The following is a 24,764-nucleotide window of genomic DNA, read 5'->3' as shown; positions in this document are numbered from 1 at the left end:
ACCTATGAGAACTCAAATTGTAGCAGGAAACTGGAAAATGAATTGTGATTTAGATGAATCACAACATCTTTTGAATGCTTTAAAACAAAAAGATTTTTCTAAATCTAACGCAGAAGTTATTGTTGCACCACCCTTCACCAACTTGTATGCGGCTCACAAGACCTTAGAAAATTCTTCAATAAAGATTTCATCTCAAAACATCAATGAAAACGACAAAGGCGCTTATACAGGAGAAATCTCTCCTAGTATGCTGAAAAGTGTTGGTGTAGAATACGCTATCATTGGACATAGTGAGCGAAGAGCCATCTATGAAGAAAGCGATGATTTACTTGCAAAAAAGGTGACTGCCGCTCTGAAGCATGACCTTAAAGTGATGTTCTGTATCGGTGAAGACCTAGAGAAAAGAAAAGCTGACAAACATTTTGAAGTGGTAGAAGAACAATTGAAGAATGGTCTTTTTCATATTGACGCTTCAGAAATGAAAGATGTAGTGATTGCTTATGAACCCGTCTGGGCCATTGGAACAGGAGAAACAGCTTCTCCAGAACAAGCCCAAGAGATTCATGAACACATCCGCAAGATTTTAGCTAAACAATACAGCCAAGAGATTGCCGATCAAACCTCTATCCTTTATGGAGGAAGTGTCAAACCAAATAATGCTAAAGAAATTTTTGCTAAAAAAGATGTTGATGGTGGGCTTATAGGGGGTGCCTCTCTAGATGCAGATAGTTTTGCAGAAATTGTAATGTCTTTCTAATATGACATATATAGAATATAATTTTAAAGTTCTCCCGCTCCAACCTGGTAGAGATATTATTCTAGCTGAGCTGGGTGAGCTTCCTTTTGAAAGTTTTGAAGATCACGAAAGTGGTCTTCTTGCTTATATCGAGGAATCTAAAGATAAAGACGATTTAGTAGAGAGTTTATTTATTTTAAAATCTGATGAATTTAAAATATCGTATACTAAAACGTCAATTCCTCAAGTGAATTGGAATGAAGAATGGGAAAAAAACTTCCATTCTATTCATATCGATACACGGTGTACGATAAGAGCTCCTTTTCATCCTAAAACAGAATCTGAAATTGATATTATCATAATGCCTAAAATGTCTTTTGGTACTGGACATCATGCAACGACTTATCAAATTTCTAAAATGCTCTTGGAAGAAGATTGCAAAGGCAAACGTGTTTTAGACATGGGATGTGGCACTGGTGTGTTGGGCATATTAGCAGATATACAAGGAGCACAATCTGTAGATTATATAGATATAGATACTTGGTGCGTAGAAAATGCTGAAGAAAACCTAGAAAGAAACTCGTGTAAAGGAAATGTCCTGTTAGGAGGAGCAGAAAAAATTGAGAAGGAGTATGATCTCATTTTAGCGAACATCAATAGAAACATTTTATTAAGAGACATGTCAATATATTCTTCTCACCTTGAATCTGAAGGTGTGATCTATTTTAGTGGGTTTTATAATGAAGACCTAGATTTAATAAAGGAAGAAGCAACGAAACAAGAGTTGACATTCGTTAAGAATCAGATAAAAGACAACTGGGTGGCTGCCAAATTCACTAAAAATTAAAATCAGCCTTAGGAATTCTCTATATATTTGTAAAAATTTAAAAAAATGAGTGTTAAGGAAGAAGTTTTAGAAGAAGTTGACGTTGAGGAAAAACTTACAGATTCATATGAAATTATCGTTTATAACGATGAGGTAAATACTTTTGACCATGTTATAGAAACACTAATTAAAACCTGTGACCATGACTCTATCCAAGCAGAGCAATGTACCCTACTCATACATTATAAAGGAAAATGCGCTGTAAAGTCTGGAGGGTTTGACGATCTAAAACCTCGATGTACTGAAATCCTAAAAGCAGGGATTAGCGCTGAAATAGTATAAAAAAAGCCTCGAACATCGAGGCTTTTTTTATACTTATAAGAATCAATACGCTTATCCTACTACTTTTAGAATTTCAGAAGTAATATAATCTATCTGTTCCTTATCCAATTCGGTATGCATTGGTAGGGAAATGACTTCGTCTACCAACTTATTGGTTATTGTAAACTCCTTTTCATCGTATCGCTCATCTTTATAAGCTTTTTGCAAGTGAAGTGGAATTGGGTAGTAAACTCCGTGTGGAATATTTTTTTCTTTAAAATGGTTCACTAGCTCATCACGCTTACCATTTTTAATCTTAATGGTATATTGATGAAATACATGACAATCGCAAGTATCACAAATGCCTTTTGAATTATCACAAGCTTTATGAGTTTCAGTCTTTGGAATTTCAATATGTTCAGATTTGCTCAAAGCCTCGTTATATTGACGAGCCGCATTTTGTCGATTTGAGCTAAAATTGTCCAAGTGCTTAAGTTTAATATCCAAAATAGCAGCCTGGATGCTATCTAATCTAGAATTAACTCCAACGACATCATGATGGTAACGCTCGTACATACCATGATTTACTACTCCTCTTAAGGTATGAGCCAACTCATCGTTATTTGTAAAAATAGCACCTCCATCTCCATAAGCTCCTAAATTTTTGGAAGGAAAAAAAGAAGTAGCACCAACATCACCAATGGTCCCAGCCTTTTGTTGAGTACCGTTTTTAAACGTGTAATTAGCACCGATGGCTTGTGCGTTATCTTCAATAACAAACAAATTATGAGCTTTAGCAATCTCCATAATTTCCTCCATTTGTGCAACATGCCCAAATAGATGAACGGGAACGATTGCTTTGGTCTTGGGAGTAATCGCTTTTTTTAGTTTCTCCAAGTCGATATTGAACGTATCTTTATCAACATCAATCAAAACAGGTGTTAGATTCAAAAGAGCAATGACCTCTACGGTTGCAGCAAAGGTGAAATCCACAGTAATCACTTCGTCCCCTGGCTTTAGGCCAAGTCCCATCATAGAAATCTGTAAGGCGTCTGTTCCATTTGCACAAGGAATGACGTGCTTTACTCCCATATAATTTTCTAGATTCTCTTGAAATTGTTTGACTGCTGGACCATTAATATAAGCTGTTGAGTTTACAACTTCTATGATAGACTTATCAACTTCATCTTTTATCTTCTCGTATTGACCTTTAAGGTCAACCATTTGCAGTTTATTCATAGTTTATTCATAATTTATTTTTTCTGTCACAAAAATAAGAATATAAAGGATTTAAAGAGCAAATTCGACTAAAAGCTTATTTTTGAAAAAAATAAAGTTTGAAATTATTTTATCAGATTCTCATCCACTGTACTCAATTGATTTTACCAGCTTTCCATTTCATCAGTCCAAAATTGAAATTATTTGTGAAAGGCAGAACCCAATGGAAACAAAAACTAGCTGCCCAAGTTTCTGAAAATGATAAGATTATATGGTTTCATACAGCATCGCTTGGTGAGTATGAACAAGCGGTACCACTTATAAACCAATTAAAAACATCGCATCCAAATCATAAAATTGCTGTTAGCTTTTTTTCACCCTCTGGTTATGAGGTAAAAAAGAAGGATTCTAAATTGGATATTATTACCTATTTACCGATTGATACCCCTAAAAATGCCAAAGCTTTTTTAGATATCCTTCAACCAGAAATCACCTTTTTTATCAAATATGAAATTTGGCCAAACTTCTTGGATGAAATAGCTAAAAGAGAAATTAAAACATATTTGGTTTCTGGTGTATTTAGAGAAGACCAACTTTACTTCAAACCTTTGGGACATTTTATGGCAGAAGCCTTGGGTAAATTCAATCACATTTTTGTACAAAACGAAGACTCTCTTCAATTATTAAAACGACATCATTTTGATAATTCTAGTTTATCTGGGGATACCCGCTACGACCGAGTCATCTCTCAGTTAAGTATGGATAATAAACTTGAATTCATGGAAAAATTTACAGATTCAGATGAACCTGTCGTAGTCTTTGGAAGTTCATGGCCAGAAGATGAGTCTTTATTTTTGGACGTTATTGATAAGGTATCTCTCAAAATTAAGGTGGTCATTGCGCCTCATCAAATTAAGCCTATACAAATTCAGAAATTAAAGAAAACCCTTACCAAAAAAGTGATCTGCTACACAGAATTGGAGCACAATAATTTAGCTGACTTCGATGTGTTAATTGTGGATACGATAGGCTTATTGACAAAAATATACAGTTATGCCGATGTGGCATACGTAGGAGGCGGAATGGGAAACAGCGGCTTACATAACGTCTTAGAGCCTGCTGCATTTGGAATTCCTATCATCATTGGGGATAACTTCAAAAACTTTCCAGAAGCGGTTTCCTTGATAAAATTGGGTGGTCTTTTTAGTGTATCCAATCAGGCTGAATTTGAAAAAATAGTTGAAAAACTGATAACCAATTCAACTTTTAGAAAAAAACGTGGACGGATTTGTAGTCACTATGTAAATTCTGAGGCTGGAGCTACAAAAACTATTTTGGACTTTATCAAGCTTGAAAAGTAATTTTCTTGACTTCCTAAGCACCAAAAAACCGCTCAACATCTTTCTTCTTAAAAGACTTTTTCCCTTCATCGATTCTTATCACGTCTGCCGCTATACTTTTCTTCTTGTCTTGTAGGCTTAGGATTTTCTCCTCTATGCTATCTTTACAAATCATGCGATAAGCCATCACTTTTTTATCTTGCCCAATGCGATAACACCGGTCTATGGCTTGGCTTTCGACTGCTGGATTCCACCAGGGGTCAATCAAATAAACGTAGTCGGCTTCGGTTAGGTTAAGTCCTGTACCACCAGCTTTTAGGCTGATTAAAAACACCCGCACTTTTGGATTATTTTGAAAGTTATTAACTTTTTCTTCACGCTTTTTAGTTTGCCCATCTAAGTATTCAAATTTGATGTCTTCTTCATCAAGTCGTTCTTTTACCAATTGAAGCATTCCTACAAATTGAGAAAACACCAAAACTTTGTGCTTCGCTACTTTTTGTTTAAGGTGTCTAACTAATTCGTCTAATTTAGCTGAATCATTGCCGTAATCCTTCTCCTTATCTGCTAAAGCAGTAGAGTTACAAATTTGCCTAAGCTTTGTCAATCCTTGTAAAATATATATTTGAGACCTGTTTACACCTTCATTTTCAATTTGATCAAGAATTTGCTGCCTGAAATAATCTTTAAATTGGTCATAGACTTTTCGTTGTGGTTTATTCATTTCGCAATAAATAATAGCTTCTGTTTTACTCGGCAATTCAGTAGCCACTTGGGGTTTGGTTCTCCTCAATAAAAAGGGGTGAATGATTTTTGCCAACAATGCTGAAGTATCTTCGTCTTGTTCCTTGTCAATAGCATCAGAAAAATTAGTTCTGAAATGTTTTATACTTCCAAAAATACCGGGGTTTAAAAAGTTAAACTGACTGTATAAATCGAAAGTATTATTTTCTATAGGGGTTCCTGTTAAGGCTAATCTATTTTCACAATTGAGTAGTCTCACAGCTTTAAACCGCTGAGATAGTGGGTTTTTAATAGCCTGACTTTCATCTAGTATAATGTAGCTATAGACTTGGTTTTTATGAAATTCAATATCTTTAACAATAGAACCATAAGTGGTTAATATCAAATCATATTGATCAAAACTTGATTTATGTTCATCTCTATTTCCGCCAATAAAAGCCAATGCTTTTAACTTTGGAGCAAATTTTTCTAGCTCTGCCATCCAGTTAAAAATTAAGGACGTTGGAGCAACAATCAAGTGTGGCTTTAATTTGTTCTTAGAGTTGTTTTTCAAAAATTGAAGAAAAGCTATGCTTTGTAAAGTTTTGCCTAGTCCCATATCATCTGCCAAACATCCACCTAATTGGTTTTCGTGAAGAAATACCAACCAATTGAGCCCTTCTTGTTGATAAGGTCTAAGTTTTGCTATGAGATGTTTTGGCGGATCAACTTCTTTTAACTGTTTTAAGTTAGAGATTCGCTTCTTTTTTTCATAAAGCTCTTTAAGGAAATCCGGTGAAGTTTCTAAATCTTCATAAAGCTCGTCAATAATATTAAATTGAAAATTAGAGACTTCAATTTTATCTTTTTTGATTTGCCCAAACTGAAAATATTTTTTGTATTTCTCAATCCATTTTTCAGGTAAAATTCCTAAGCTACCGTCATTTAGTTCAACATAATTGGATTTTTTAATAATTGATTTTTGAAGCTTCCTTAAATCTACCTTTTGGTCGCCAAAGCTGATGTTCATTTCCATATCAAACCAATCGGTTCCAGAGCTCAAACCAATGGAGAAGTTTGGTTTATTCAGGTTGTATTTAATTTTTTTGAGTTGGTTTAAGCCTAATAATTCAATGCCTTCATTTTTTAAATCTTCAATACATTCCATTATCCACATCGACTTCAATGCTTCGGTAGCTTCAATATAAAAATAATCGATTTTATCATTAAATTTTGGATGTAACTCTTGTATCAATTTTAAAAATTCTTCTTCTAGTTGTTGGTCCCTTTTTAAACTTAACATCTTTTCTTTATTAAGCCAAATTTTTTCAGAACTTGATGGGCTAACTAACTTTTCTCCATATTTCACGATAGGTTGGAACACCAAATAATTTCCTTCTTCGGCTTCACTTAGATAGACTTGTCTAACGGGAATAAGCTTTTTGTTAACTGACTTTTTTTCTTTAAGAACTTTATAATTAATTTCAAAATACTGTGAATAAGGCTCTATGATCTGAGCCTGAAGTTGATCTTGTCCTTCATTAATAAGACTAAAATCAGGTGTTTCTTCAAATTTAATAACGGCTAAGGCATGTTGTGGAGATTTATATAGGAAAAGTTTATTTTTGAAAACAACTCCCAAGGGAGTAAGGAGTATTTGTTTGGATTGTAATTTTAAAAGCTTTTCACTAACTTTTAATTTGACCTCAAATTCATGAAACTTATCATTGGATTTAATATTCAAAATTGGTTGTACAGTTTCGCTCGTGATTTCAATTGGCAGCAAATGCTTTTTATTGAAATTATCTTGATCTTCATGCTTAAAAAGCTTGATTGTACTCAGCTCATTTTTGTGTTGATAGACATAGTTTGTAAAATTAAAAATGTCTTTATCCAGTAAATCATCATTAATTAATTTATGAGCTTCATTATCTATATGAATTAAAATTTTAAGGAGTTTTATTTCAGCATCATTTATCTTAGTTATGACTTCATCTAAATTTATGTCCTCAATTATTTTTATGCCAGAACTTATTTCGGTTTTGTTTTTATTGAGTTTACCGCAGATAGAATCCATACCCAAATAATCATTATCACTATATCTTATACAAAGACCTATACCATGAGTTGAATCCTGACTTTCAAAAGGTTTAGCTAAGGCTTTCCTTTCTTCTTCAGTTTGAGGTTGAAAAATGAGATGAGCATCACTCATAATATTTTTTACCCTATCCTCAAAAAAAACTCCCTTTGGACTAATCTCTAACTTAAAAGCATCATTAAAATCAACTTTGCCATATAAATCCATTGACATAAGATGATCTTTTTTGATTTCATCTTCAAAATTGGGAGAAAAATAATCAAGGCTAAACTCATCTTTCAATAATTCAAGAAGTTTATATTTATGGGTACAGTTTTTATGTTGTAAACAAGTACAAGTCAGTTTTAATTCTGTTGAATTTATTTCTTTACTCAGTTTTAAATGAAATTCATCTTGATAATCTTCATAAATAGCCTCAATTGATGTTTTGTTGAGTGATGTAATTTCAACATCACCAAAAAATGCTCTTGAATTATTAAACGTCATTTTTCTTAACGCATCTTTATCCATTATACCAAGATTATGAGGAATAAAAAGCACTAAACTTTCTTTAGTTTTAGGTTTTATCAATAAACTGCTTTCAATTTGATTGTTTTTAATGAGTCGGATAAGTTCTGCGAGTGAGGCAACAGAATGTTTACAAATACCTTCATAAGAGTATTTACAATTACATTTTGTCTTAATATGATGAATATCGTTGAGGTCTATTGTAATTTCATAAGGCTCAATTTGAGTGCCAAAAGTATTGAACTTAAATTTAAAGCTTTCATGATCTTTGAGAAACGGGAAATAGGATGATGAGCGGTTAATACTTTCTATTGTGGCATTATCTGTAACGAATTCTTTTAATAAGTTTATAACCATAATTGATCAAAATAATTTGTAAAAGTGATTGCGCATCCGCAATTATTCCAATATTAAGGAGTAATTCCTATATTTATCAGAATTTAAAAGTCCAATATATGGATATTTTTTCATTTGCAGTCCATTTTACAAACGAGCAGAATTGTAAATTACATTATAAAAAACAGCGTGACAAATAGGGATTTTTTTGAAATAGGTTCAGGGGTTTCTAGCACAACTAACTAAGAAATAAATGGGCTTATCAGTGCAAATCTTGAGGCTAGAGCTACTCAGCATATTTTAGATGAGATTGAATTTTAAGAAGAGCCCTACATGCCCTTTTGATACTCATTATTTCTATAGCGATTTATCACATCTATCATGAAAAATAGAATGAAAATAAAACATAAGAATAAGAAAAAAAGCGAGCTTATAACTAAGATTTTTTGAACAGCTTCTAGCGTGTTTTCTGCGCGACCAGTTTGACCTAAAACTAGAAATCCCAAAGTAATAACAAACAAACCTAAACTCCAAGTAATCTTATGAAGTCGAGAAGGATGAATACTCTTCAGATTAGAAAACATACCTAAGACGTAAATCGCAGAATCTATTGAGGTGATTAGAAAACCGACTAATAAAACCAAAGCCAAAATAACGCTGACACTCCCAAAGGGATACTGTTGAAGGAAAACAAAAATAGAAGTAAACACATCATTAAATGCATTTATTTCTACTGCTCCTTTACTAATGAGCTGAAAGGCAGAATCCCCAAAAACTGAAAACCAAATGAAGCTCCCTAAACTAGGGATGAGAAGCACCCCAGTGATGAGTTCTCTTATGCTTCTTCCTTCTGAGATCCTTGCGATAAAAATACCAGTAAAGGGAGCCCATGCCAACCAAAATGCCCAGTAATAATACGTCCAGTCGGATAGGAACTCTTTACTAAAATCGTAGGGTGAAAAAGCTAGACTCAAGGAGAAAAAATTAGTCACTAAGTCCTTAATAGCCTCTATCATAGAAAGAAAGATGGAAGTCTGATCACTAAACAAAAGGACGTAGAACATTAAAACCAAAGTGAGACTGATATTGATTAAAGAAAGATTCTTGATTCCTTTCGAAAGGCCCCTGACGGAGGAAATGATGGCAGCTAAAAAAACAGTGGTGCAAATGCATAAAATGAGAGAAAAATTAAAAGAGGTGTCTGTCGCATAAGTAATACCACTTTCAATTTGTGAAACCCCTAGGGCTGCAGCACTCACGACACCAAAGACTATTGTAATAACTGTAATCAAGTCTATGGAATTGTTTATTTTTTTATTTTTAATATGAGGAATAAGGTGGCTAAGTTGAATGTTTTTATTCTTAACAAACAGGAGGTATGCTATAAACAGAGAAAATAGGCCATAAAACGCCCATGCTGTAAATCCCCAATGATAAAAAGTCATCATTAACGCATGAGTTTCCTCAGAGCCTTTTATGTTGACTCCAGGATGCTGAGAGAAATAAACTGGCTCTTGGACTGCTCTTAATATAATACCTGCTCCCATTCCTGTAGAATACATCATCGCAAGCCAAGAAATTGTTGAATACTTTGGTTTGGACGTTCCCAGTTGTATTTTACCAATTGGACTTAAGGCCAATAAAATTAGAAAACATAAAATAAAAAGTCCTGTAAAAAGATATAATTGACCGAATACGTCCAAAACATAGGAGGATAACCTATCGATGATTGTAAAAGATCGATTAGGAATAGCGATGAGTAAACCTCCTAAGACTAGGAAAAATAATACGCTGTAAACAAAAACCTTATTTTTAATTTGGAAAGTTTTCAAAGCTTTTCATGTTAAACAGTCACCGCTTTGTTTAAGTAGCGCCTGAAGGGGAGCAAGACTTTGTAAGCTTCTATGACCTTTTCCTTAAAATCGTCTGCCAAAATTTCTTTTCTATTGAAGGGTTTCATAGCTGCAAAGCTTTTTAGACGAAGTAAATCTATATGCTTATGGTCTTGTGTAAACCCTTTGGGAGAAGTTTTCAACTGGTCCTCATCTCCCATAAGGCCGTCAAAATTGTTTTGGAAAGACTTAGAATTGATTATTTTTTTGAACTCATCTCCATTGTAATCAATAGCTTCTCGTATGCTTTTTAAAAGTTCGGATTTTGGTTTGTAAAAACCCGCTGCCACAAAGCATTCTTCAATACCCAAATGAATGTAAAAGTCTCCAGTTTTGGGTCTCTTGTCCAATCCTGCTCCAAAGTGATCTTTATAAGTAGGCTTATTAGGATGGTATAATAGATTGTTATTAATCCTATTAATGGCTTTTTTGCCTGTAGAGGAATAGTAATTTTCATCGATCTTAGACAACTGAAGGTCAAGATCTTCTAACCATATAACGTAATCTGCTTTAACGGCTTCATACTGTCCTCTGTGCTCATCCATCCACTCTTTACTATTGTTGGCATTCAGTATCTCCAAAAAACCGAATAGGCGTTCAAAATTCATTTAATTAGGTTTTAGTGTATTGAGTTGCGTTTTGAGATCTTCCATAGATTGCTCTAATTTTTTAAGCATACTATTTTCTGAATTTTCATTAATAGAAAAGGTGAGTTTACTTGTTACTTCCCAAATCTCTTGGATTTCTGAAGCTTCAACCTCATAAGGTGGATAATAAGAATTTGTAGAAATTAGAGAAATCTTATGCGAATTAGGATGTTTGTGTAATTTCTTGACCAAGACCGAATCTTGAAGCACAAACACATACACTTTATGATTAAGCGCTTGTTGTAAGCTCTCCACAGATTTACCCAAAACCCAATCTTCAGGATGAAGATTGGGCTCCATACTATCCCCTTCTACCTGAAATCCTCTATAGGTTGCATTTCTAAATTGAGGGATTGGCATCTCAAAAGCAGGGAGTTGATGGTACCATTCTGCATCTCCTATATTTTGAGGATAACCTGCTGCCGCTTTTTGATTGACCAAAAGCATATTTTCTCTAGACTTAGTTTCATCCATAGAAATGATTTTTGGCATAGAATTGATGTGATGAACATTTAATTTCTTCTGAAAGCTTTCGCCGAATAACCAAAGTGGATTTACTTCTAATACCTTCAATAGCATCATAATAACTTGCCCCGAGAGTTTGGTTTTACCTCTCTCTATATCTGACGTGGAATTTTTAATATTCAAAATCTCAGCAAATTCAGATTGGGTAAAATTATTTTCTTCACGTATTTGTTTAAAACGTTTAATTTCAGGAGGTAAATCTGTTTTCATATTAAAAAAGATTAAATTAGGAATATTTCCATAAACTTAAGGAAAAAATCCTAATCAAATATAATATTTTGACATGAATTATTTTAATAAATTTGAAGACTAAGCTAAAGCACATGAAAATACATATCGTCAACGGTCCAAATCTCAATATTCTAGGAAAAAGAGAACCTGAAATCTATGGTAAGTCTACTTTTAAAGATTACTTCACAGAACTTCAGTTTCAATTTAAAGAGCTAGAATTGTCTTACTTCCAGTCCAATATTGAAGGAGAATTAATTTCAGAATTACAAGAAGCAGATGATAATGTAGATGGTATTATTTTGAATGCAGCAGCTTATACCCATACTTCCATCGCTATAGGAGATACAGTAAAAGCAATAGGAACCCCTGTGATTGAGGTTCATATTTCCAATACTCATGCTAGAGAAGAGTTCAGAAAACAATCTTATATTTCACCTAATGCTTTTGGAGTTATTCTTGGTTTTGGGTTAAGAAGTTATGAGTTGGCTATAATGAGTTTTACCAATTAATAAAAATAAGCTATGTCGTATTATTTGAGATTGCTATTTATTATTTTTAGTGTGACCTATGGTGTTGCACAAGAAAAAAATGAAGTAGAAAAAAGGGTCAAAGAAGATGAAATCCCCAATCAGGCCAAAGAATGGCTAGAAGATGCTTTTGAACAACAGCGAAGAACCAAATGGTATTATCAAACCGATGGAGGAAAACAAGGCTACGAGGCTAAATTGAAACAAAACAAACACCTCCACAGTGTTGAATTTGACATGGAAGGCAAGGTTGAAAATATTGAAATTAAGATTAAAGAAGATGAGATCAAGGAGGAAGCTTATCAGACCATTTTTGACTATTTCAAATCAAATTATATCCGATATTCCCTAAAAAAAATACAAATTCAATACACAGGCAAAGCCGATGATCTTGAAGATTTAATCGATGAAGATGAAATAGAAAATCTAGTGATTAACTATGAAATTGAGTATTATGGCAAAACCGACAAAGACAATACTTTATGGGAAGGTTTATTCGATGCCAACGGAAGATTAATAGAAAAACGGTCCATAAATTTAAAATTAACAGACAACTTAGATTATTAGCATGAGAATTTATATATATAGTATAGGTTTATTGTTTTTTACTTTGTCCTATGCTCAAGAAAATCAAACAACGTTTGGACTTTTTCCAGAAGCATCTCTCAGTTACAAACTTTTAAAAAATTATTCAATAACTCATAAGTTTGAATCTCAACATGGATTTTATGATTCTGAAAATTTAAATGAAGAGCTTGAGTACGAGCATACTTTAACAGATTTACAAACCTTTATAGGCAGGCGAATAACTCCTTTTATAAAAGTAGATATCGGATACCAATATAGAATTGAAGAAGGAGAAAACACCCACAGAACCATACAACAGGTCTCTATTTTACAACGAGAATCCCATTTTAGGATTGGTCATCGAGTGCGGATCGATCAAACATTTTTTAACAATGCTTCCCTCTTATTTAGGGCTCGTTATAGACTTAAAGGTCAAATTCCGTTGCAAGGGGAAAGCCTAGACAATGGTGAAAACTATCTTTCTATTTCCAATGAATTAATTTATATGATACAAAGTGGCGAGGATGATCTTGAAAATAGATTAACAGCTGCCTTAGGATTTTATATTGATGACAAAAATAAATTTGAAATCGGACTGGATTACAGAACTGATGATTATTTAGTCAAAGATCGATTTAGACATCGAATATGGCTTAAATTCGGATATTATAAAACCCTTTAATTACATTTATGAGGATACTTCATACCGCAGACTGGCATATTGGAAAAAAACTTCATAAGAAAGAATTATATCAAGATTTTGATCTTTTTATCGATTGGATGTGTCAGTTTTTACCTGAAAATGATATAGATATTTTGCTCGTGTCTGGCGATGTCTTCGACTTTTCGAATCCATCAAGTGAATCCAGAACCCAATATTATAGGACGCTCATCAAATTAAAAAAGTTTGATCTTAAAATTATTATCACTGGAGGTAACCATGATTCTCCAAGTGTTTTGGAAGCCCCTAAAGCTATTTTAAATGAATTGGATATACACGTCATTGGGCAACGCCCGGAAAATTTGCAAGACTGTCTCATTCCAATTTATAAGGATGAAAATGTAGACCTTGTTATTGCAGCCTTGCCTTATCTTAGGAATAGAGATTTGCAAGAACGTTTCGATGCAGAAAATCACGACAGCAAGCAAAAAGCAGTGCAACAGAGTATTGCCTATCATTTTCAAGAGGCGGCTAGTTTGGCTAAGAAAAAATACCCTGATGTTCCCCTTTTAGGCATGGGCCATTTGTTTGCCAAAGGGGTGAGTTTGTCGGATAGTGAGCGTGAAATCCAAATTGGAAATTTAGCGGGCTTAGATGCTTCTCATTTTGGAAGCAATTACAGCTATATCGCCTTAGGTCATATTCATAAGCCTCAACGTCTTAACTCACTAACCCCTATTTTTTATAGTGGTTCCCCTACTCCACTTTCCTTTAGCGAACGGAAAAATGAAAAACGCATTTTACTTATAGACACTTCTAAATCTTTTGAACCCGAAAGTATCTCTATTCCAAAGTTTAGAGATTTGATCTTGGTGAAAGGCAGTCTAGAAAAAATTAAACAGAAACTTTCTGAAATTACAAATATTCACCCTTTGCAAACGCTCATTGAGATTGAAATGGAGGAAGAAAACTTTTCCCCATCCAAGACTATTGAATTAGAAGAATACATTGAAACCTTTGAAAATGAAGCCTGTGAGATTGTAAAGCACAGAGTAAGTTTTAAATATAAACCTGAAGGCCTTCGTGGAATTACATCAACCGAAGAACAGATCTCAGACTTTACACCACTGGAAGTGTTCCATAAAAAATTAGAAAGTGTTGATGAAACTGAAACTAGCAAAGAAGAACTCATCTCTGCTTTCGAAGAAATTCTAGATGAATTGAACCGCCCTGAACAATGAAAATCGAAAGTCTATCCTTTAAGAATATCAATTCCTTAAAAGGTGAACATAAAGTTCATTTTGACGAATCACCCTTAAATTCTGGAGGTTTGTTTGCAATCATAGGACCTACAGGGAGTGGGAAAAGCAGCTTACTGGACGCCATATGTCTAGGGTTATACGGGCGTACGCCCAGAATCTCTAGTGTGACTAAAAGTAAAATCGAACAAGACGGCAGTATCTTGACAAAGTACCAAAAGGAAGCCTATGCTAAGGTTAAGTTTTCCTGTAATTTAGGGACTTACGAAGCAACTTGGTCTATCTCCACCAATAGAAATAATAAGCTGAGAGAATGTGAAATGGACCTCTGGAATGTCGCTACTGAAATATCTTTCAGCGAGAAAAAAACAGAAGTCCTCGCCGAGGTAGAGCGCTTAATAGGTTTGTCTTACGATCAATTTGTAAAATCCGTATTACTGTCTCAAGGAGATTTTGCAACTTTATTACAGTCCAATGAAAAAGAACGAAGTGAGCTTTTAGAAAAAATCACAAATACTTCCATCTATAGAAGCATCGGTAAGAAGGTGTATGAAAAATACATGAGTTTAAAATCTAAAATACTCACTCAAAAAACCATTTTAGATAATCTTCAAGACAAACTAATTTCAAAAGAAACGGAAAGCGATTTTAAGGAGAATCTAAATCAGCTAAAGGAAAAAGAAACTATAGAACGCAAAAAGCTTTCTGAATACCAAAAGGATTTGGATCAACTCACATTAAAAGAGAAGTTAAGTTCCGAAGAAAATGTAGTGAAAACTGATCTTAAAACTTTGTTGGACCATAAGCAAAGCTTTGATAATGAAAACCAACACAAATTAGAACAACATCAAAAGACATTGGAGTTTGAAGACGAACTGCAAGAATTCAACAGTCTCCAAAAAGATGGAGACCGCCTAAAAGCTTCGATAACCAGAGAACAAGAAGAAATTACCAAAATCAATTCTAATATTAACAGCCTTCACCAAAAAACAGAAGATCTATTAAAAACAAAAGTAGAGCCACAAGCTGTTGAATCGGAATTGGAAAAATTGCAAGAAACCCACACTGAACTTAACACGAGAAGGAGTTCGAAATTACATGACTTTTCTGCAAAAAAGCAGCTTCTTAACAAGGAACTTGAAGGCTTAGATTTGAAATTTCAAAAACAAGAATTGGACAGTTTTATTGGAGAACTAACTCGCAAATCGGAAATAAGCTCTGAGCAAATCCAAAATCTTGAAAAAGAATTAAAGGATGTCGAAAATCTAGAGAAGCGCATCCAAGAACAAGAACATCTTCGAGATACTCTTAAGGAGGCTGCTCATGAAAGTAGGATCCTTAAAGATTTAGGTGATCAACTTCTTAGATTGGAAAATAAACGTTCTATACTCCATAAAAAGAAAAGTGAGTATCCTGAGCAAATCAAGCTAAAGGAAAGTAAATTCAAAACTGCTGAAAAAGAATTGGATCATCTTCAAACTAAAAAAGAGAATCAAAATTTAAGATTAGAAGTGGAAGATCTTAGGCAAAAGCTTCAAAAGGACGAGCCTTGCCCTGTCTGTGGAGCTATAGATCACCCTTATTCTGAACATTTACCGGAAGTTATTTCAGATCTTGACAAAACAATTGCTAAAGCTAAGGAAATAGCCAAACAGCTCTCTAGAGATTTACAACACTTAAACGCTGAATTTTCCTCTCTTGTAAAACAAATTGAAGATCTTAATAAAGAGGCTAACGAGCTACACTCTAAACGCTCTTTAAATCAAGAAGAATTCGATTTAAAATTCAAAGAGTTAAACTCACTCAATGAAGGGGAGAGTTATGCTAATCTGGAACAAAAAACCAGACAAACTATAGAAAATTACAAGGCCTTTAAACAATACAAAGTTGAACTAAAAGCCTTGCAAAGTTCAATCTCAATTTTAGAAGAACTCCTTGATATTCAAAAAGAAGGAAAGAGCATCAGTGAAAAAATGAAAAGCCTTTACAAAGGTGATGATTTGGGTAGATTAGTGACGAGTTATACAAAATCATGGAATCAATTACATACAGAATTAAAGTCAGTTTCATCCTCTCTAGACAAGCAAACTAGTGATAAAGCTGTCCTTAATAATAACCTAAGTCAACTTCAACAAGGTTTAAAATCAATGCTAGAAGGTAAAGGCTTTGCTAATATCGCCGAAGCCAATGCTTCCAGGATGAAATCTTCAAATTATAATGAATTACTTCTTAGAAAAAGTGATATTGTCAAAAACATAAAGGTTAAAGAAGAAAAACTCGAGGGATTAGAAAACCAGCTAAAAAGCTTAGAGTTCGTTCACTTTACAGAAAAAGACAAGACTGAAATCGCTATTGATAATATCAAAGTAACTTTAAATTCCACAAGAGAAAAACTCGAGGACATTAAACGAGTTTTAAACAATCAAAAAGAGAATTTAACCGAATATAAAACCATTCAAGACTCGATTATTGAAGTGCAAAAAGCAAATAAAAAATGGGAGGTCTTGAACAGACTTATAGGAGATGCTACAGGAACAGAGTTCAATAAATTTGCACAAGACTTGAGTTTACAACGCCTTATTTTGTTGGGTAATAAGCGGCTGAATCAACTCAATGATCGGTATGAACTCGATAGATTTATAGCTGGTGAGGATAAAAATCAATTGTACGTGATCGATAATCACATGGGCGGACTTCGACGCTCTGTAAAGACCTTATCTGGCGGAGAAACATTTTTGATGAGTTTAGCCTTAGCGCTAGGTTTGTCTGACTTAGCTTCAAAAAATGTAGAAATCAATAGCCTATTTATAGACGAAGGTTTTGGTACTCTAGATCCAGAGACTTTGGATCTCACACTAGACACTTTAGAACGCTTACAGGCAGAAAGCAATAAAACCATCGGTATTATAAGTCATGTAAATGCCTTAAAAGAACGTATCCAAACTCAAATTGTGCTGAATAGAAACACACAAGGCTATAGTCAACTGGAAGTCATTAGCTAAATTTTAACCTATAACTCGTGTTTGGGGTTTCCTTTAAAATACAAAGTATTTATTAACGTATTATTGCATTTTCGACATTAAATCGATTATATTTTGAATTAATGTCAGAATTTTTGTCTAAAATTCTGAAAAATGGAATATAGCATCAAGAATAGAATAGCTTTTATCATTGAAAATTAGTATCTTCGCAAGAGTCAAAAATATATATAATGCAAGATAAAATTCAAAAAGAAGATATTTCTTTTGAAGATTTCAAGAAAGAAGTATTAGAAGATTATAAAATGGCCGTCACTAGTCGTGAGTGCAGTTTGTTGGGAAGACGTGAGGTATTGACAGGTAAGGCTAAGTTTGGAATATTTGGGGATGGTAAAGAAATCCCTCAACTCGCTTGGGCAAAATGCTTCAAAAACGGTGATTTCCGTTCAGGCTACTATAGAGATCAAACCTTTATGATGGCTATTGGTCAATTATCAATACAACAGTTTTTTGCAGGTTTATATGCTAATACAAATCTTAGTGATGAACCTATGTCTGGTGGTCGCCAAATGGGTGGTCATTTTATGACACACAGTTTAAACGAAGACGGTAGCTGGAAAAACCTTACTGAGCAAAAAAATTCAAGTGCAGATATCTCTCCTACTGCTGGCCAAATGCCAAGACTACTTGGCCTTGCACAGGCTTCCAAAATTTACAGGCATGTAAAGGGCATTCAAAACTCAGATCAGTTTTCAATAGACGGAAATGAAATCGCTTGGGGAACTATTGGAAATGCAAGCACAAGTGAAGGTCTGTTTTGGGAAACTTTCAATGCCGCTGGTGTGATGCAAGTTCCTATGGTTATAAACGTATGGGATGATGATTATGGGATTTCTGTACATGCTAGAAAACAAACTACCAAAGAAAATATTTCTGAAATCCTTAAAGGTTTTCAAAAAGAAAAAGATACCAATGGGTACGAAATACTCGTTGTTAAAGGTTGGGATTATCCAGCTTTAATTGAAGCCTATCAAAAGGCTGAAAAAATAGCTAGAGAGCAGCATGTTCCTGTTTTAATTCATGTTGTAGAAGTCACTCAACCCCAAGGTCACTCGACTTCAGGATCTCATGAACGTTATAAGAGTGAAGATCGGTTACAATGGGAAAAAGAACACGATTGTAATCTGAAAATGAGAGAATGGATAATTTCTAACGGATTCGCAATAGACGAAGAGTTAATCGACTTAGAAAAATCAATTAAAAAAGACGTTAGAAAAGGAAAGCAAGACGCATGGACTGCCTTTGGTAAAACAGCAAAATCTGAGAATAAGACCGTTATCAGTTTGTTGACAAATCTTGCCAACTCTACAGAAAACAAAAGTTCCGTCATGTCTTTAGTTGAAGAATTAAAAAATAATGATGAGCCATTAAAATCTGTAGTCCTTGCCTCTGCGAGAAAAGCTTTACGCTATGTGAGAAGAGAAGAGACTAGTGCTAAGACTCAATTAATCCAATGGATGGATGATTTTGTTGAGCGAACACAACCTGACTATAGCAGCCATTTATGGAGTGAATATAAAGGTAGAGCTACTCAAATTGAATCTATAGAACCTACCTATGCAGACGATGCAAAGGAAGTTGATGCTAGAATTATTTTACGAGATAATTTTGATAAGATTTTTGAAACACGTCCAGAAACTCTAATCTTCGGAGAAGATTCAGGAGAAATTGGGGATGTCAATCAAGGGCTTGAAGGCTTACAAGAGAAATATGGAGAATTAAGAGTTGCAGATACAGGAATACGTGAAGCCACTATTTTAGGACAAGGTATTGGAATGTCGTTAAGAGGCTTACGTCCTATTGCAGAAATTCAATATTTAGACTATTTGCTATATGCATTACAGATCATGAGTGATGATTTAGCGACTACAGCTTATAGAAGTAAAGGAAAACAAAAATCACCACTTATTGTAAGAACACGTGGACATAGGCTAGAGGGTATATGGCATTCTGGATCACCTATGGGTGGGATTTTAAATCTTATACGTGGAATAAATGTGTTAGTTCCTAGAAATATGACTAAAGCTGCTGGGTTCTATAACACGATGTTGGATAGCGATGAACCGGCACTCATTGTAGAGTGTTTAAATGGTTACAGACTTAAAGAAAAGAGACCTAATAATTTTGGAGAATTTAAGACTCCGGTTGGTGAAGTAGAAACCATTCGCAAGGGGAGAGATATTACGGTTGTCTCTTATGGTTCTACATTGAGAATCATAGAGCAAGCTGCTAAAGAACTAGAAGATGTTGATATTAACATAGAAATAATTGATTGCCAATCCCTTGTTCCTTTTGACCTTAACCATGATATCGTTAAAAGTTTAGAGAATACGAATAGACTATTAGTTGTAGATGAGGATGTTCCAGGTGGTGCTTCAGCTTATATCTTACAACAGATCATAGATGTACAAGATGGATATAGGTTTTTGGACAGCAAACCTCAAACCCTTACGGCTAAGGCTCACAGGCCAGCCTATGGTACCGATGGTGATTATTTTTCAAAACCTTCTACTGAAGATGTTTTTGAAAAAATCTATGCTATTATGAATGAATTTAAGCCTAGTGATTATCCCAAATTGAAATAGTAAACTTATGTTTATATAAAATACCTTGACTTTCTTGTATCGTTAGGGTATTTTATGTTTTAAATAACGATTATCGAGCACAGCTTTATTTTATTAAAAGTTAACTTTGTTTTTTATGAAATAATTAATAAATTTTTGAAGATGAAGAGAGGACCGTTATTATCATGGGATATTTATTCTGTACATGTTTTTAATTTCTTAAAGTCACTTAAGAAAAAGAAAGATATTGAAAGGTTAGTAGAATTCCAAAATAAATTCAAATGGGATTTCCAAATAGAGGAAACCCTTTTTAATACTGAATATAAAGCCATAATAATTACTGATGATAATCAGAAAATTATTTGGGTTAATGACGGATTCAAAGATATGACTGGTTATAGTTTAGCTTTTCTTAAAGATAAAAGCCCTAGGATTTTACAAGGTGAAAAAACGTCAAGAGTAGCCTTAGATCAAATCAGAGCTCAGTTAGCAACAGATTCCTTTTGCCAAACTTCAATGGTAAATTATAGAAAAGATGGAAGTGAATATATGTGTGAGATAAAGATTTACCCTGTTCATAACTCAAACCATAAAGTGAAGCACTACATAGCACTTGAAAATGAGGCCTTGCTTAATTAAATCCAATCTTTATGAGTTGATTCCACCTTATATATTAAATAATTCAAAATCTTTCTAGCCTCCTCCACTTTTAAATATTCTATATTAAGAGAGCCTGAAGCTGTTTCCAAAATTAAATCGGCGTGACCATTATACTGCTGAAAAATATTTCTTCTAAGCTTAACCGATTGTAACTTGTGAATTTCAATAAGTTTGTGAATTGTTTCAATAGAACCATTCCTTACATTTATAAAAGTTGGATTTATTCCTATACTGCTTTTTTTCACTTTTAAAATAGAGAGAGAAATAAATATAAGCAGTAGGAGAAAAATACCAATTCCACTTACCCAATTAAAATAGAAAGCATAAGCTAATAGCGAAAGGATTATTATAATAGCCAAACTTTGGTAAAAATATCTAAAAAAAAGTCTGGCTTGTGATCTACAAACGCTGTACACTTGCTCCGACAGATCTACATTAAACAAAGATCTAAAAAGCGTATCCAAATTTAGCTTAGAAACTCCAACAATTCCTATTTTTTGCTTTTCAGAAAGTTGATTGGAAGCTGCTTGGCTCACGTATATGCTCTTTATTTTAAACAGCTTCTTTATTGGATTTGTCCTTATCTCAAAAATTTGGGTTTTTACTTTTTTTATGACTTTATTGATTTTTTTAAAGAGACCATACTCCACCTCAAAATTTTCTTGGTTTTTGGTAATTTTTAAATCATAATATTTTAAGACCGTAGTCATTACCGTGATAAAAAAACCAATGAATATAACACCAATAATTAAAATTGAAATAAATGTTAGAGTTTCAGGAATTCTATTTTTAAAATCTTCCTCAAGATTGAGATCATAGATTTGAGTTAAGAAATCCCGGACGAAGTTATAGGCATAAGCTAAAAATGCAAGTAATAAGCCAACTCCCTTAAAAAGATTGGAACTAATACCTACCTTTAGTAAAGTATTGAAATTCAATTTAAAGAGCAATGAAGGCTCTTCGACCCTTTTGGAATGTTCATCTAGTTTAGAATCCAAAGCACTTTCATCCTCCAAAATTTGCAGTTCATCATCTCCTCTCAGCTCTTTTTCTTTAATGAGTTTATCTTTTAAAGATTGAGCAAAATCTTTGTCTAAGGCTTTAATTTTAATTTCGGCAGTTCCTTCGCCAGCTGTTTCAATTTCAAAACCCACTACATTTAAAATCTGTTGCAAAAAATTCTGTTGAAGATTGATATTTTGAATTCTCTCAAAAGGAATTTCAACATGACTTAATTTTATGACTCCTTGATCTAAATGAAAAGCATCTTCTTGAATAGAAAATTTAAACTTTTTATAGGATAGATACGAGAAGACAAATTGAAGAACAACAAATAAAATTGCTCCTATAATAATATAAGTACCGTAATCTTGTATTAAGTTTTTCTTGAAGAAGGGAATTGCCAAAATATAAATATTTTGACGGACTCGCTTTATCAGGTCTGTAAAAAAGATAAGGAAAATACCATTAAAGGATTGTAATCTAGGAATTGAGAAGTCTATATTACTCATCTATAATAGTGGTTTTAGCCAGAACTTTAGCCTTTAATTTTTGAGCGGTCTCTTTATCCAACCCATCTATAATTAAGTCTCCCGAAGAAGCGCCGGCAGTATACAGTCTTAAAGAATACAAGTTGTAAAATCGAGAAAGCGGACCCTGTTTGATCTCTACGTGCTGTATTCTATTATAAGGAATCACAGTCTCTGTAAAATAAAAGAAGCCAGATTGGTAAATAATATCGTATTGTCTTATTCCAAATAACCTCAAGGGGAAACCTTTTTCAATCTCAGTTGCTCTTATCGCTAAAACAAGGCTTAAGATGCATAAGACCACAATAGGGATCCATAGAGGAACAGGTTCAATAAAGAAAGCTACAATCGGTAACGCAAAAAGCAAGATAAAGACAAGCCCCTCATTTATCCAGATCAGTCTCTTATATCGTTTTTGAACTAAATTAAGCTCAACAGATTTAAAATCTGGTAACTCATCAAGATGCACTTCTAAATTTTCAAAATTCATATAATCAATAATTGGATTTTACTCGCTCTCCATTTTTATAGTAACCTACAAAGGCATCTTGAAAATCGAGTTTTGTTACTATTTGTCTAAGTTTTTCGGCTTCGACTTCAGTTTGATACACTCCTAAAGTGAACAAATTAAAATCTCTAAAATTAGCATTATGAACTATACTATAATCATCTGACGACAATTTGACGTTGAATTTCTTGAAAGCACCTAATTGAACCGCATAGAATTCATTAAGATCTAAGGGACTTGTAGACATAGATACTTGAGATTCTAAATCTATAATTCTATTTTCATAATTTTCTATGGATGAAATTTCAACAATCTGTTCGCCTTCTTCAAGCTGAATACCAGAGTTCAAATTTAATAAATCCGGTTGAAAATTAACAGTAAAAAGAAGTGCTAAAAAAAGTATTGCCAAGATAACAGTAGAAGCCAAAAACCCACTTCGCTGTGATTTTAGGTTTTTCTTTTCTTCGGCGAGCTCAATTATAGCTAAATTCCTCTCTTCAATTTTGGTTTTCGCTTCAGTTTCTTTATTAACAATTTCTTGAAGCTCTTGTTCGGTTAGAATTGGCATAGATGTATGAGTTATTGATTATCAATTAATACTGTTTAATTTATGAAAACCATTTGATATTTTTAAAGTTTGGTTTTCTTTTTTCTAAAAAGGCATCCCTCCCCTCTTTTGCTTCTTCTGTCATGTAGGCTAACCTAGTAGCCTCTCCTGCAAAAACTTGTTGTCCAACCATACCATCATCTGTAGCATTAAATGCAAATTTTAGCATTTTGATAGAGGTTGGAGATTTTTCAAGTATTTCTTGAGCCCAATCATAAGCTGTAGACTCTAATTCTTCATGAGGAATCACCGCATTCACCATTCCCATTTCAAAAGCGTCTTGTGCACTGTAGTTTCTGCCTAGGAAAAATATTTCTCTAGCTTTCTTTTGACCTACCATTTTAGCAAGATAAGCAGAACCATATCCGCCATCAAAACTCGTTACATCTGCATCGGTTTGTTTAAATATAGCATGCTCTTTACTCGCCAGCGTCAAATCACAAACTACATGTAAAGAGTGACCCCCACCAACAGCCCAGCCTGGCACAACGGCAATGACTACTTTAGGCATAAAGCGAATTAATCTTTGTACTTCAAGGATATTGAGCCTTGGCGTACCATCGTCATCTACATAGCCTTGGTGACCTCTTGCATTTTGATCTCCTCCACTGCAAAATGCATATTTACCATCTTTAGAAGATGGGCCTTCACCCGTAAATAAAACCACGCCAATACTAGTGTCTTCCCTGGCATCTAAAAAAGCATCAAAAAGTTCATTAACCGTTTTAGGACGAAAAGCATTCCTCACGTCTGGCCTGTTAAAAGCTATCCTTGCGACACCATTAGATTTTTTATAAGTAATATCTGTATACTTTTTAGCAGTAGTCCAATTCATTTTATTTTTTTTATTTATGATGTGAAAGTTTTTCTCCGTTTTTGGAATAATAGTCTAATTCCTTAAATACAAATTTATCTTTTTCTGTTTTATAAACAGAGCATTCATCTATAGGTCCCACATAAAGGTGAAGACTTATAGATCGGCCTTTGTCAAGATTATGCAAAGAATGATACCCTAAGGCGTCGTTCATGTAGGATAAACGGCTTTGAGTCATCTGCACATCTGCTGTTTTTTCTAAATCACCATCTATCTCGGCATATCGTTTTTCTCTAAGCTTCCCTTCAGCCAAATACACCCAACACTCTTCTCCATTATGACAATGAATGGGAGTTTCTTGCCCTTCTTCCCAACATAATAAAAGTAATTCATAGTTAGAGGTTCTAGAAACACAGTTCCTCGTGTAGGTCTCTTGACACCAAAATGCATAAGGCGATAAATCCTCTTCTGGAATTGACAGGTGTTTTGCAATTTCAAAATAATCTTGTCCCTTACAAGTTGGTAATATTTCTAAAAGTTTCTTTAAAGATGTAATGCTTTCCAAGGAGTTTAAATTTTTTAAGTATTTTTATAAATATTGAAAAATATTCAATGACAGTAAATATAAAT

General features: G+C 33.8%; 21 protein-coding genes. 11 read left to right on the top strand and 10 right to left on the bottom strand.

Features of this window, described 5'->3' with window-relative positions:
- The first annotated feature begins 4 nt into the window (after positions 1–4).
- From tpiA to P700755_RS16375, 3 genes are read left to right on the top strand one after another with little or no spacing between them, the layout of a single operon-like run.
- Positions 5–757: a triose-phosphate isomerase gene (gene tpiA / locus P700755_RS16385; protein WP_015025746.1), complete on the top strand. Its 753-nt coding sequence runs from the start codon at positions 5–7 to the stop codon at positions 755–757.
- Between the two features lies 1 nt (position 758).
- Entirely contained in the window at positions 759–1,583 is an 825-nt protein-coding gene (gene prmA / locus P700755_RS16380; protein ID WP_015025745.1) for a 50S ribosomal protein L11 methyltransferase, read from the top strand.
- Between the two features lie 45 nt (positions 1,584–1,628).
- Positions 1,629–1,904, top strand: coding sequence for an ATP-dependent Clp protease adaptor ClpS (locus P700755_RS16375; RefSeq protein WP_015025744.1), 276 nt, complete (start codon positions 1,629–1,631; stop codon positions 1,902–1,904).
- Positions 1,905–1,955: 51 nt separating this feature from the next.
- Here the strand turns inward: P700755_RS16375 and P700755_RS16370 are convergent, their stop codons facing one another.
- Positions 1,956–3,122, bottom strand: a complete 1,167-nt coding sequence (locus P700755_RS16370) for a DegT/DnrJ/EryC1/StrS family aminotransferase (protein WP_015025743.1) — start codon at positions 3,120–3,122, stop codon at positions 1,956–1,958.
- Between the two features lie 98 nt (positions 3,123–3,220).
- On the opposite strand from P700755_RS16370, the gene P700755_RS16365 reads away from it, so the two are divergent.
- Positions 3,221–4,462, top strand: a complete 1,242-nt coding sequence (locus tag P700755_RS16365; protein WP_015025742.1) for a 3-deoxy-D-manno-octulosonic acid transferase — start codon at positions 3,221–3,223, stop codon at positions 4,460–4,462.
- 13 nt (positions 4,463–4,475) lie between these two features.
- Here P700755_RS16365 and P700755_RS16360 read toward each other — a convergent pair whose 3' ends face one another.
- The 4 genes from P700755_RS16360 to P700755_RS16345 form a co-directional block, all read right to left on the bottom strand.
- Entirely contained in the window at positions 4,476–8,126 is a 3,651-nt protein-coding gene (locus tag P700755_RS16360; RefSeq protein ID WP_015025741.1) for a DEAD/DEAH box helicase, read from the bottom strand.
- Between the two features lie 308 nt (positions 8,127–8,434).
- Positions 8,435–9,937 carry a BCCT family transporter gene (locus P700755_RS16355; RefSeq protein WP_015025740.1) on the bottom strand — a complete coding sequence of 501 codons (1,503 nt, stop codon included), beginning with the start codon at positions 9,935–9,937 and terminating at the stop codon, positions 8,435–8,437.
- Between the two features lie 11 nt (positions 9,938–9,948).
- Positions 9,949–10,605 carry a DUF2461 domain-containing protein gene (locus P700755_RS16350; RefSeq protein ID WP_015025739.1) on the bottom strand — a complete coding sequence of 219 codons (657 nt, stop codon included), beginning with the start codon at positions 10,603–10,605 and terminating at the stop codon, positions 9,949–9,951.
- Complete coding sequence (locus P700755_RS16345) at positions 10,606–11,379, bottom strand: XRE family transcriptional regulator (protein WP_015025738.1); 774 nt, start codon at positions 11,377–11,379, stop codon at positions 10,606–10,608.
- Between the two features lie 113 nt (positions 11,380–11,492).
- On the opposite strand from P700755_RS16345, the gene aroQ reads away from it, so the two are divergent.
- From aroQ to P700755_RS16310, 7 genes are all read left to right on the top strand, one after another.
- Positions 11,493–11,909, top strand: coding sequence for a type II 3-dehydroquinate dehydratase (aroQ, locus tag P700755_RS16340; protein ID WP_015025737.1), 417 nt, complete (start codon positions 11,493–11,495; stop codon positions 11,907–11,909).
- 12 nt (positions 11,910–11,921) lie between these two features.
- Positions 11,922–12,494 carry a hypothetical protein gene (locus P700755_RS16335; protein WP_015025736.1) on the top strand — a complete coding sequence of 191 codons (573 nt, stop codon included), beginning with the start codon at positions 11,922–11,924 and terminating at the stop codon, positions 12,492–12,494.
- 1 nt (position 12,495) lies between these two features.
- The gene (locus tag P700755_RS16330; RefSeq protein WP_015025735.1) at positions 12,496–13,176 is read left to right on the top strand and encodes a DUF2490 domain-containing protein; all 681 of its coding nucleotides are present in this window, start codon (positions 12,496–12,498) and stop codon (positions 13,174–13,176) included.
- Positions 13,177–13,184: 8 nt separating this feature from the next.
- Positions 13,185–14,396, top strand: a complete 1,212-nt coding sequence (locus tag P700755_RS16325; RefSeq protein WP_015025734.1) for an exonuclease SbcCD subunit D C-terminal domain-containing protein — start codon at positions 13,185–13,187, stop codon at positions 14,394–14,396.
- Complete coding sequence (locus tag P700755_RS16320) at positions 14,393–17,416, top strand: AAA family ATPase (protein ID WP_015025733.1); 3,024 nt, start codon at positions 14,393–14,395, stop codon at positions 17,414–17,416. The genes P700755_RS16325 and P700755_RS16320 overlap by 4 nt, the downstream gene beginning before the upstream one ends.
- 209 nt (positions 17,417–17,625) lie before the next feature.
- A complete protein-coding gene (locus tag P700755_RS16315) occupies positions 17,626–20,037 on the top strand; it encodes an alpha-ketoacid dehydrogenase subunit alpha/beta (protein ID WP_015025732.1) in 2,412 nt (803 codons plus the stop codon).
- A 141-nt stretch (positions 20,038–20,178) separates the two neighbouring features.
- Complete coding sequence (locus tag P700755_RS16310; RefSeq protein WP_015025731.1) at positions 20,179–20,655, top strand: PAS domain-containing protein; 477 nt, start codon at positions 20,179–20,181, stop codon at positions 20,653–20,655.
- On the opposite strand, the gene P700755_RS16305 is transcribed toward P700755_RS16310, so the two are convergent.
- Genes P700755_RS16305 through P700755_RS16285 form a run of 5 tightly spaced genes read right to left on the bottom strand, consistent with a single transcriptional unit; the run spans position 20,652 to position 24,699 of the window.
- Positions 20,652–22,187 carry a PH domain-containing protein gene (locus P700755_RS16305; protein WP_015025730.1) on the bottom strand — a complete coding sequence of 512 codons (1,536 nt, stop codon included), beginning with the start codon at positions 22,185–22,187 and terminating at the stop codon, positions 20,652–20,654. The two genes, P700755_RS16310 and P700755_RS16305, sit on opposite strands and share 4 nt — an antisense overlap.
- Complete coding sequence (locus tag P700755_RS16300) at positions 22,180–22,695, bottom strand: PH domain-containing protein (protein WP_015025729.1); 516 nt, start codon at positions 22,693–22,695, stop codon at positions 22,180–22,182. Before P700755_RS16300 ends, P700755_RS16305 begins: the two co-directional genes overlap by 8 nt.
- Positions 22,696–22,699: 4 nt before the next feature.
- Positions 22,700–23,281: a hypothetical protein gene (locus tag P700755_RS16295; protein WP_015025728.1), complete on the bottom strand. Its 582-nt coding sequence runs from the start codon at positions 23,279–23,281 to the stop codon at positions 22,700–22,702.
- Between the two features lie 40 nt (positions 23,282–23,321).
- Positions 23,322–24,155, bottom strand: a complete 834-nt coding sequence (locus P700755_RS16290; protein ID WP_015025727.1) for a 1,4-dihydroxy-2-naphthoyl-CoA synthase — start codon at positions 24,153–24,155, stop codon at positions 23,322–23,324.
- A 10-nt stretch (positions 24,156–24,165) separates the two neighbouring features.
- Entirely contained in the window at positions 24,166–24,699 is a 534-nt protein-coding gene (locus P700755_RS16285) for a cysteine dioxygenase (RefSeq protein ID WP_015025726.1), read from the bottom strand.
- Positions 24,700–24,764: the final 65 nt, after the last annotated feature.

Origin of the sequence: Psychroflexus torquis ATCC 700755 (genome assembly GCF_000153485.2) — a bacterium.
Taxonomy (GTDB): domain Bacteria; phylum Bacteroidota; class Bacteroidia; order Flavobacteriales; family Flavobacteriaceae; genus Psychroflexus; species Psychroflexus torquis.
The sequence above is the reverse complement of the archived record's forward strand: the minus strand, read 5'-3'. Positions and strand labels throughout refer to the sequence as shown.